The organism is Staphylococcus sp. HMSC055C03 (assembly GCF_001809385.1).
GTDB lineage: Bacteria > Bacillota > Bacilli > Staphylococcales > Staphylococcaceae > Staphylococcus > Staphylococcus simulans.
Window position 1 is genome coordinate 1 of sequence record NZ_KV797473.1, and the last position, 10041, is coordinate 10041.

The 10041-nt window shown below is 28.8% G+C and carries 13 protein-coding genes and 1 pseudogene; 7 read left to right on the forward strand and 7 right to left on the reverse strand.

Features of this window, described 5'->3' with window-relative positions:
* Positions 1-51: 51 nt before the first annotated feature.
* Both HMPREF2603_RS12945 and HMPREF2603_RS13795 read left to right on the forward strand, forming a co-directional pair.
* Positions 52-357 carry a DDE-type integrase/transposase/recombinase gene (locus tag HMPREF2603_RS12945; RefSeq protein ID WP_261676358.1) on the forward strand — a complete coding sequence of 102 codons (306 nt, stop codon included), beginning with the start codon at positions 52-54 and terminating at the stop codon, positions 355-357.
* Between the two features lie 13 nt (positions 358-370).
* Positions 371-433 carry a hypothetical protein gene (locus HMPREF2603_RS13795; RefSeq protein ID WP_371106788.1) on the forward strand — a complete coding sequence of 21 codons (63 nt, stop codon included), beginning with the start codon at positions 371-373 and terminating at the stop codon, positions 431-433.
* 101 nt (positions 434-534) lie between these two features.
* Here the strand turns inward: HMPREF2603_RS13795 and HMPREF2603_RS00075 are convergent, their stop codons facing one another.
* The 4 genes from HMPREF2603_RS00075 to HMPREF2603_RS00090 form a co-directional block, all read right to left on the reverse strand.
* Entirely contained in the window at positions 535-747 is a 213-nt protein-coding gene (locus HMPREF2603_RS00075) for a hypothetical protein (protein WP_222563220.1), read from the reverse strand.
* Positions 748-819: 72 nt separating this feature from the next.
* Positions 820-1206 (reverse strand): hypothetical protein, encoded by a 387-nt coding sequence (locus tag HMPREF2603_RS00080; protein ID WP_060803696.1) that lies wholly within the window; start codon positions 1204-1206, stop codon positions 820-822.
* Between the two features lie 53 nt (positions 1207-1259).
* On the reverse strand, positions 1260-1625 hold the full coding sequence (locus tag HMPREF2603_RS00085; RefSeq protein ID WP_060803695.1) for a TetR/AcrR family transcriptional regulator: 366 nt from the start codon (positions 1623-1625) through the stop codon (positions 1260-1262).
* 264 nt (positions 1626-1889) lie between these two features.
* Complete coding sequence (locus tag HMPREF2603_RS00090) at positions 1890-2816, reverse strand: replication initiator protein A (RefSeq protein WP_060803694.1); 927 nt, start codon at positions 2814-2816, stop codon at positions 1890-1892.
* A gap of 338 nt (positions 2817-3154) precedes the next feature.
* Here HMPREF2603_RS00090 and HMPREF2603_RS00095 point away from each other — a divergent pair.
* Positions 3155-3833: pseudogene (locus tag HMPREF2603_RS00095) on the forward strand (DUF536 domain-containing protein).
* Between the two features lie 140 nt (positions 3834-3973).
* The gene (locus HMPREF2603_RS13300; protein WP_156423338.1) at positions 3974-4144 is read left to right on the forward strand and encodes a hypothetical protein; all 171 of its coding nucleotides are present in this window, start codon (positions 3974-3976) and stop codon (positions 4142-4144) included.
* Positions 4145-4253: 109 nt separating this feature from the next.
* Here HMPREF2603_RS13300 and HMPREF2603_RS00100 read toward each other — a convergent pair whose 3' ends face one another.
* Positions 4254-4862, reverse strand: a complete 609-nt coding sequence (locus HMPREF2603_RS00100; RefSeq protein WP_060803693.1) for a recombinase family protein — start codon at positions 4860-4862, stop codon at positions 4254-4256.
* Between the two features lie 228 nt (positions 4863-5090).
* Here HMPREF2603_RS00100 and HMPREF2603_RS00105 point away from each other — a divergent pair, with 228 nt between their 5' ends.
* Positions 5091-6854, forward strand: coding sequence for an ATP-dependent nuclease (locus tag HMPREF2603_RS00105; protein WP_060803692.1), 1764 nt, complete (start codon positions 5091-5093; stop codon positions 6852-6854).
* Complete coding sequence (locus HMPREF2603_RS00110) at positions 6847-8466, forward strand: UvrD-helicase domain-containing protein (protein ID WP_186822220.1); 1620 nt, start codon at positions 6847-6849, stop codon at positions 8464-8466. Before HMPREF2603_RS00105 ends, HMPREF2603_RS00110 begins: the two co-directional genes overlap by 8 nt.
* Before the next feature lie 218 nt (positions 8467-8684).
* On the opposite strand, the gene HMPREF2603_RS13170 is transcribed toward HMPREF2603_RS00110, so the two are convergent.
* Entirely contained in the window at positions 8685-8777 is a 93-nt protein-coding gene (locus HMPREF2603_RS13170; RefSeq protein ID WP_148130340.1) for a type I toxin-antitoxin system Fst family toxin, read from the reverse strand.
* A 113-nt stretch (positions 8778-8890) separates the two neighbouring features.
* The gene (locus HMPREF2603_RS00115) at positions 8891-9244 is read right to left on the reverse strand and encodes a winged helix-turn-helix transcriptional regulator (RefSeq protein WP_060803690.1); all 354 of its coding nucleotides are present in this window, start codon (positions 9242-9244) and stop codon (positions 8891-8893) included.
* 101 nt (positions 9245-9345) lie between these two features.
* On the opposite strand from HMPREF2603_RS00115, the gene hxlA reads away from it, so the two are divergent.
* On the forward strand, positions 9346-9981 hold the full coding sequence (gene hxlA / locus HMPREF2603_RS00120; RefSeq protein ID WP_060803689.1) for a 3-hexulose-6-phosphate synthase: 636 nt from the start codon (positions 9346-9348) through the stop codon (positions 9979-9981).
* Positions 9982-10041: the final 60 nt, after the last annotated feature.

The following is a 10041-nucleotide window of genomic DNA, read 5'->3' on the forward strand; positions in this document are numbered from 1 at the left end:
TTATTTTGGACTGTATTTATGTCCCAGCCCCTTTTTTATTAACTAATAGATATTACTCACTTAAATATAATGAGTACTAATACAAAACACTATTTATCACCTATTTTAGATGTGTTTTTAAAAGAAATTATCGCTTATTCTATTAGCAATAATCCAACTTTAGATTTGGTGCTACCATCTTTAGACAAAGCTATTAGAAATATCCCGAAATTAAATTATCGAACTACAGTTCACTCTGATCAAGGTTGGCACTATCAGCACAGGCCTTGGGTGGAAATACTTAAAAACCATATATTTTTCAAAGTATGTCAAGGAAAGGTGATTGTTATGATAATTATCCTATGTAGAAGAAATTAGTTCTTGTGAAGGATTGGAATTAAAAATATACAAATATATCGAATACTATAATCATTTAAGAAGAAAAATGAATTAAAAAGGCAAGACTCCTGTTGAATACAGAAATCTTACCTTAAAAGAAATAATTTAATCAAAAAGTTTAAATTTTGGTTCACTGCAAAATCTTAGGTCTTTTATTTATTTCTCAGATTGTTGTCTCATCATATCAATCACAAAGTGTTCCATATGTCTAATGACTGATTCGTCTGGGACACCTTGTGGAACAAAAATACCTTTAGCAGCATTTGGATTAATATCGTCAGGAAGTTTATGTGTGTTAAGGTCTAACATTTCAATTTTAAACAAACTTGGATGTTTGTAATTACCAAAGGTTTCCATTACAAGTTGCATGTTATCTATTTGTAAGAAGACATAATGTTCAGAATGAAGACTATATGAACCTTCTAAAGACATACCACTTTCTTAATCGATATTGCTGACCATTACTGGGTTAATACCTTCTACTTCGATGATGACATGACGTTCTTTAAAGGGAGTATCCTTTGACGTACGTTGAACAAATGTTCGCCACATAGCGTCACTTTCATTTAAACGTTCGTCGTAGATGTCTAGTATTTTATCTGTCCCTAAAGCCAATTTGCTTTCAGTTGCTGCTTGTATCAGTTCATCTTCACTTAATTGATAAAAATTTTGATGAGGTAAGACTCGTGCTGAACGAATTGATTTCCAATGTTTAATATCTTCCCATCGTACTTCTCGATCATTCACGATAGCTTTAATTTCTGAATTTTTGCGTTCAAATTTACTTTCTTTGGCCAATATTAAAAGTTCAAATACTAATGTCGCCATCAGACGAGGTAATATCTCAGTATAGTGAATTGATGAATAGTGTTTAAACTCATTTAAAAAGTCTGTGTAAGATCTTGTTTTATTGAAGTGTCAATTTCTAATTCTGTACTTTCAATTTGACGTAGTAGCAGTAACGTTTTACTATCAAGCTTTAATGTACTCAAAAAATGTGCAATATCAACATGAGGCTCAGTTAATCTCTGATGCAATGTCTTCTCATAATCATCTAAGCTGTCTGTGATTAAATTATCAACTAAATAATATTTATCTAAATAGTGATGATAGAATGTAGAACGACCTACCATAGCTTTATCTGATATATCTTTGATAGTAATATGTTTAAATGGCTTTTTAGTTAAAAGATCTAGCATAGCGCGTTTAATTGTTAATTTGGACCTTAAAATTCTTAAATCATCCATCATTGTAACCTCCATGTTGTTAAAAGGATTCTGTTGCAAAGTTGAAAAATAAAGGTTTAATCTCAATTTTTATGGCATGATGAAAATCTGTAAATCTGAAGAGGTCTACAGTTTTTTTATATATATTGTAAATATATTCAATACTTTTTAAAGTAATCTTTGTCATATTGATCCTTTGATACCTTGTTTTCATATTATTATTTTCAACTTTGTTTACTTCACTCTAATTAGGAGTATTTTTAATTCATTAAGTATTAAGTTAAATTATTGATTAAATAAAGAAGTAATTGGTAAGTTATCCCGTCGCTTATTCAGAGTATGCATTTCTGCGAATTCTGATTTGAAGGATTTCATTAAATAACCTTGCATATCATGAACAGTCTCATTTTTTTGAATTAATGTAGCTTTAAAACGCTTAAGGACATTAACAATCTCAAATTCCATATCTTCTAATAAGTAATATGTATCAATAGAATTGTTGAAAGATGTTTTGGCTTTTAACAATACAGACTTGATAATTTTAATTTCAGCTACAGAAAAGTTACTTAAATAGTTTTGAATACTCTTCGGTAATTCTTCTAATAATTGGAATTTTAAAGCTTCATTACTAAAGTTTGGATTGTCGTGATTTGAATGATTACTAGGATATGCTAATTTCTTATCATTCAAATCATGCGTATCATTACTCTCAGTCTTAATATAATCAGTATCATTATAATCAGTATCATTAGACTGTGAATTTGGAAGTTCTTGACCATCTAAATTCACAGTTCTAGAACTTCCAAATTCATTGTTCTGGAACTGTGAATTTGGAAGTTCCTTGCTATGACTGGCTTTAATGTCATAATTAGGTTTTAATAGGTATAATCTATTTGGTTTATTAAGACCAACACGTTCTTGAGTTAGTAAATTAAAACTTATTAACTCTTTTTTTAATTTTATAATTTTTTGTTCTGCATAACCTAAGTATTCGCACAAATGTTTATTACTGAAAATAAAGTAAATGTTATTATTTTTATCTACCCATTCATTTTGGATGGATAATTCAAAGCGATCTTTTAATAAAGCATACATAATTTTGGCTTCCGCCGACATTTTTTTAAAGTATGAATCTTCAAATAAATATTTAGGAAGTTGATAAAACCTTTCAGTTTTTACTTGTGATAAATTGTATTTTTCAAATTTCGGCATAATAAAAACCTCATTTCCATTTTTAGAATTGAGGTAATAAAACAATTTTTACGTAAGTTATATGTTTTGTGCTTGCACTTAGATGATTAGATAGATATAATACAAGTATCAAAAAATATATAAACAAACGAGTGCGAATCGTTTTATTACCGAGAGTCGATGCTACGCCAATAGCATTGACTCTTTTAGTATTTATAAAGTAATATTAACACTTTTAAGAAGGTATATAAAGAGTTTTAAATGTAGTTAAAACTCTTTGTTTTAGTACCTAATTATGCGACAAAAACATTTTATAAAGGGCTAATTAGGTATCTAAGGGGGGGTTATGAGAATTATCAATGGTTGATGATGAATTAGGTGTAACTAAACAAACTATTGTTAATAATACTAAAAGTTTAAATATAGCATTTGAAAAAGAAAATGAGATTAATTATATTGAGGATAATGATTGTTTTAAAATCATAGAAAAGAATCAGTAAAAAAAGAAATGTTTGGTAAAAATACTGAAAAAGTAGAGAAAAATATATAATAATTCAAATAGTCCTGAGACATTAAAAACAAAAGTAAACGCATTAGAAAAGCAAATAGAAATCTTTGAATCTAGAGCTGAAAATGATGAAAAATATATTGAGAATCTAACTGAGCAATTAGATCAACAAAATAGCAATGTTAATACATTAAAAAATTGCTAGGGAATCAACAAATATTAGGATTAGAAAGTAACAAAAAAATATAAAGGTTGGAGTCTGAGTTAGAAGAAGAAAAACAACTAATTATTCTTTTGATATGTCTGCTAATGAGAGACAAAATGTTAATGTACAAGAAGCAACATTTACTAGAGAGTCTAAAGATACTGATCAACAACAAGAATGGGAACAATCTACAGAGGCGCAGCGTAAAGATATACCTGAAGAGAAAGAGAATGAAATTATTAACGAAGAACCACCCACAATAGACGATAAACAATTCGAAGAAATAGATAGTGAATACGAAGAAAGGGAAGAAAAAGAACTTTAAAAAGGTTTCTGGAGCCGATTGTTTGGTAATTAACACAGTAAATATCCCTACAAGTTTATAAGATTGTAAGGCTATTATTTTTATTATTGGCACTTCTGATAAAATGACCTATTATGTAAACTAATAAAAGGAGGAGTATTATGAAAGCAGATCCACTGAAATGTCCAAAAAGTAACAAAGATTTATATATAAAAGAAGTTAGGTATCCAATCTCTGATATTGCACATGATATCGGCTGTCCAAACTGTGACGAAAAGTTAGGGAGTGTAAGAAAAGGTAGAATAGATTACATAGTAACAAAAATAATATAGTTTAAAAATATTCGTTAATGAAAAATAATATAAAAAACTCATAATAAGATTATAATCATCTGTTTTGAGACGCCGTGAGAAGCTCTCAGTTGCATTGAAACAAAGTTTATTAAATCAAATCATTATCGTTTTTAATTCTGTAAATCGTCTGCCTTGTTATATTTACTTCTTTCGCAATTTTACTAATTGATTGGCCTTCTTCTAACATTTCTACAACGCGATGATAAATAATACGTTTCTGTGGATCTTTAGCATTTGGTGAATAAAGTAAAGGTCGCCCTTTATATACATCTTTTACCTTCGCGACTTGAATACCTTGCGCTTGTCGACGTTTACTTTCATTTCGTTTTTGTTCTGAAACCATTGCTAATATTTGGATGATTAAGTCTTTCATAAATTTATCTAATAATGGATTACCAATCACTTCATTCATCATAGGTAAGCTAGTAATCATCAATTGAACTTCTTTGTCTTTTAAATAATTAACTGTCTTAATCACCTCATCATAATTACGACCTAAACGGTCAATAGACTCTACAACAAATTTATCTCCTATTCTCACAAAGTTAAGTGCTTCTTGAAATATAGGTCTGTTTTCTACTGACTTTCCCGATTGTTTTTCTATAAATATTTTTTCTGCACCAAATGTTTTCAAATTAGCTAGCTGTCTTTCTAAATTTTGGTTTATAGATGATACTCTCGCATAACCAACAATCATTAAACCTTACCTCATAATTAATATACACCCTAATCATACAAAAGGTTACTACACACTTTTCAATTTTTATAAGAAAATAAATAAAATGTATCTTTTATTTATTTTAATTAATATTATAATAATTTTAATAAAATTTATGAACGATTTAAAAATTAGAACTATTATAAATATATAAAAGATGTTATTTTATTTTATAATTAAATAATACTACGTAGGAGGTTCACTTAAATGAATATAGAATGGATTAAAATAAAAGGATTTAGAAATTTTAGTGAGGAGAAAATTAATTTCTCCAATAAGTCTTTAATTATAGGGGCAAATGATATAGGAAAAACAAACTTAATATTTGCATTAAGACTCTTATTTGATCGAAGTTTAAGTGACAGAGACTTAGATTTATTTGATAGCGATTATAATGTATATACTAAATCTGAAAACATTGAAATAACAGTTAAAATAACACATATTCAAGAAGATTGTTTATTAGCAACATTTAAGGGAGATATCAATGACGAAACAGTGTATATACAATATAAAAATTCAAAAAATGGTGAATATAGTATACTTACTGGACCTACTGAAGAACTATTAGAGCTAAAAAGTTCTCGTTTTTATATCAAAAGACTAAATATGGAGTACGTAAACACAAACCGTAATTTAGATTCTTTTATGAAACGAGAAAAAAATAAAATACTCGAAAATGCAAAATCACAATTAACAGAAAAGCAAGCCAAACAAGATGAAGACCGTATAACTGAAATAAAAAGTGATTTAACCATTATGAATAGCAAAATAGATCATTTAAACTACATTCACGAATCTTTAGACAAAGTAAACGCTGAATTAGAATCGCTTGCTATACATAATGTAGGTCAAAAACTGATTTTTAAAAATGCTAATTCTGATATTGATAAAATGTTAGGTAATATTGAGCTAACTTACAATACAGATGAAGGTGCTTTAACCTTAGGAGGAGATGGCAGAAATAATCAAATTTTTTTAGCAACCTGGATTTCTAAACAAAAAAACATAAACTCACTAGAGAAAGTTACTTTTTATGCTATAGAAGAACCAGAAGCCCATTTACATCCACAACAACAACGTAAGCTTTCTAATTACTTGTTAGATAAATTTGATGAACAAATATTTATTACGACACACTCACCTCATATAGCCTCCGAATTTAGACCAAACAAGATAGTCAAATTATACGCTAAAAACAAAACTACAAAAGTAGCAAAAGGTGGATGTAGTGAAGAATTACAAGTGCAATTTGATGATTTTGGTTATAGATTAGATGCAATAACTTCTGATGTATTCTTTGTAAATGCAGTTTTTTTAGTAGAAGGTCCGTCAGAAAAACTATTTTATACTGCGCTTGCTAAAAAATTGAATATTGATTTAGACAAATTGAATGTTTCAATAATTACAGTGAATGGTGTAGGATTTAAACCTTATATTAAAATTTGCTTAGCTTTAGATATTCCATTTGTATTACGAACTGATAATGATATTTTTAATAAAACCAAGAAAGAGAAAGATATTGAATTTTCTTATCATGCAGGTATATCACGCGTTATCGGTATATATAAAGAGCTTTTATTAAAAGGTAACAACCATGGTCTATTACATTTTTGGGAAGATAATAAAGACAAAAATGAATGGATAAAATTTAATGAGCGTCCACAGAGTTCTATCGATTTTGCTGATGAAATCAAAAAGAGAATAGAAGATTACAACATATACTTATCTCATATAGACCTTGAACATGATTTAGTTCATAGTAATTTGTTTAAATCTTTAAAGAATTTCTATAATACTCAGAATGAAAAACAGACAGTATATAAAATGCAAAAGGAAAAAGCTGAGAACATGTTAGAGTTTTTAAAAAATAATTTTGATGAATTAAAATGTTTAGAAAACGATGAAATTTCTAACCCACTTAAAAAAATTGAATGTTTAGCAAAAGAGGTAGTTAATGGTCATGAGTAAAAAAATTAGTGCTACAAATGAACAACTGAAGATTATCAAAGAACAAGGAAATTTAGTTGTTACTGCTAAACCAGGAAGTGGAAAAACACACACAATAATAGAAAAAATCATAGATGTATCTACAAATTTAATGAGCTTTCAAGGAGTTATAGCTATCTCCTTTACTAGAAAAGCCAGTCAAGAACTGGAATCTCGTTATAAGAAGAAAAAAACAGAAAATAAGAATCACTTTTTTGGAACTATTGACAAATTTTATATTTCTGAAATTATTATTCCTTTTGCAAAGATTTTATGCGGTAAAGGGAAACCATTGGAAATAAAAAACTCTTTTGATGATTATCCTAAATATAAACAGTTAAAAAAATTAAAGGAAAATAAAGTAGATGAAGAAATATTTGAACTACTAAAAAAATCATTACAAGATGGTTTGATATTCTTAGAAATTAGTGGTGAAACAGCATTATATATACTCAAAAAAGTCCCACAAAGTTTACTTTATCTCAAAGCGAGGTATACTCATATCTTTATTGATGAGTATCAAGACTGTGGTCACATTCAACACAAAGTTTTCATTGAGTTAGTAAATCAAGGAATTAAAGGTATAGCAGTAGGTGACTTAGATCAAGCTATCTATGCATTTAGTGAGAGATATTCAAAATATTTATTATCATTAATAGGAATGGAAAATTTTACACATTTGGAAATCACTAGAAACCATAGATGTCACGATTCTATTTCAGATTATTCTTTAGAACTTATGGGTGTTAGAAGAAAAAATATCATGAAAGAAAAAAGAGTATTTAAAGTTAATGTCTTAGGAACAGACGAAAATATTATTGAATCTATAGAAAAAAACTTTGAAAAACTAAAGAAAAAATATAATATAAATAAAAATAGTGGTTTTGCAATTTTGTGTAGAAGTAACAAAACAGCTAAACGGGCTTCTGATTTTTTAAAAATAAATAATAAATTATTTGTTGAAACAGCTTTAGATAACATAAATGGAAATTGGGCAACTTTGTATAATGACCTTTTATCTTCCTATTATTTATATAAAAAGAATTCTGAAACTGTTCTAGGTTTTGTTAGTAGATACATAAATGAAGAATTAAATTATAAAAACTTTCAAAAAGGACTAATCATTGTTGATAAAATATTTAATTTAGATGAAAAAGATCTCATATCTAACATTGAAGATTTTCATAACATCGCCCGACTAATTTATCCGGATAAACCAGATGAACAAATTTATAGAAAATTAAAAGAAGTTATAAGTAGCGAAATAGCTTTATGTAGCTTCAAACCTGCATCAGAAGATGAAGTTAATATCATGACATTACATAAATCAAAAGGATTAGAATTCAAGTGTGTATTTCTATTAGATTTATATGAATGGGTTTTACCACCACGAGGTAATTGGGTATCTAAAGAGGATTATATACAATCTTTAAATTTACATTACGTCGGAATTACAAGAGCAATTGAAGCTTGTTATATCATGATAGGAAGTCACAGATATAGATCGAAACAACAAGATTTTATTAAAGCTAAAGAATCGCAGTTTTTATATAGAAATAATACACCCAATCTAAGGGTGGATTTAAATTGGTAAATATATTAGACTCACTTCCAAATTTATAGTTAGAAAAGTATTCACTATTTTAATTCAAAAAATATTTATTAGAAATAGTGAGCGTAATTTTGCATTCCCTTACTAACCAGTGTTATAATCTAGATAACGAAAATGATTAACAATTAATGCACCAATCCCCACACTACTGCAATAGTGTGGGGATTTTTTCGATGCTGGCTTATAAAGTCGCCTATTAATTATTTGTTGCGTTTACTAAGCCAATAAGTATAATACGCAACAGCACAGCCACTGATGACTGGTGCTATGATGTGAGCGAAAATGATTAGCAAAGTAATGCACCTCCTCTCTGCGTCTAAATTTGACGCCTGAGAGATAGGCGACCTGTATATTATATCATCTGTACTAGATGAGTTACATATAACTTCCGATAAGTAGCTTTATGTCAACTACTATGATTATCGCTTCTCACTTTATCTAGAAAGCTATCTCCCCAATCACAAATTGAAAAGACCACTTTATCCAGTTTTAATTCTATTTCAGTCAACTTATAATCTACTTTAGGAGGCACTACTGGGTAGATCGTCTTTTCAATAATTTTATCCTGCTCTAATTCTCTAAGTTGTCTTATTAACATGCGCTGATTGATATCAGGTAGTTTATTTTGTAACTCACTTAACCTTAAATGTTCACTTTGCAAAAGATGGTAAACAATAGCGGTTTTCCATCTTCCACCAATTACAGACAAAGCTAAATCTTTAGATGTATAAAACTCTTTGTTATTATACTTAATTAACAAAATGCCGCCTCCATTTTATATAGTGACAAAAATGTCAGTATTGTTATTTGTTGTGAATAATACCATAATAGCACTATAAAAACTAGAGAGGAGAAAATTTAATGAAATTACAATTAGCGATCGATTTATTAGATCAAAAAGAGGCAGCAAAGCTTGCTCAAGAAGTAGAGGAATTTATTGATATCGTAGAAATCGGAACTCCAATTGTTATCAATGAAGGATTATCTGCGGTTGAACATATGAGTAAGTCAGTGAATAATACACAAGTATTAGCAGATTTGAAAATTATGGATGCTGCTGCATATGAAGTAAGTCAAGCTGTAAAGTTCGGAGCTGATATCGTAACAATTCTTGGTGTTTCGGAAGATGCTTCAATTAAAGGTGCTATCGAAGAAGCGCACAAAAGCGGTAAAGAATTATTAGTTGATATGATTGCGGTTCAAAATTTAGAACAACGTGCAGCTGAATTAGATAAAATGGGTGCTGACTATATTGCTGTGCATACGGGTTATGATTTACAAGCTGAAGGTGTATCACCTTTAGAAAGTTTACGTACTGTCAAATCAGTTATTTCAAATTCAAAAGTAGCTGTAGCAGGTGGAATCAAACCGGATACAATTGAGGAGGTAGCAGCTGAAAAACCAGATTTAATTATTGTTGGTGGCGGTATTGCAAATGCTGATAATCCAAGAGCTGCTGCTAAACAATGTCGTGATATAGTTGATGCGAATTCTTAGTTAACATCACTATTTAAAGAAAATAATTAACAATTAGTGCCCCCCGCACTATTGCAATAG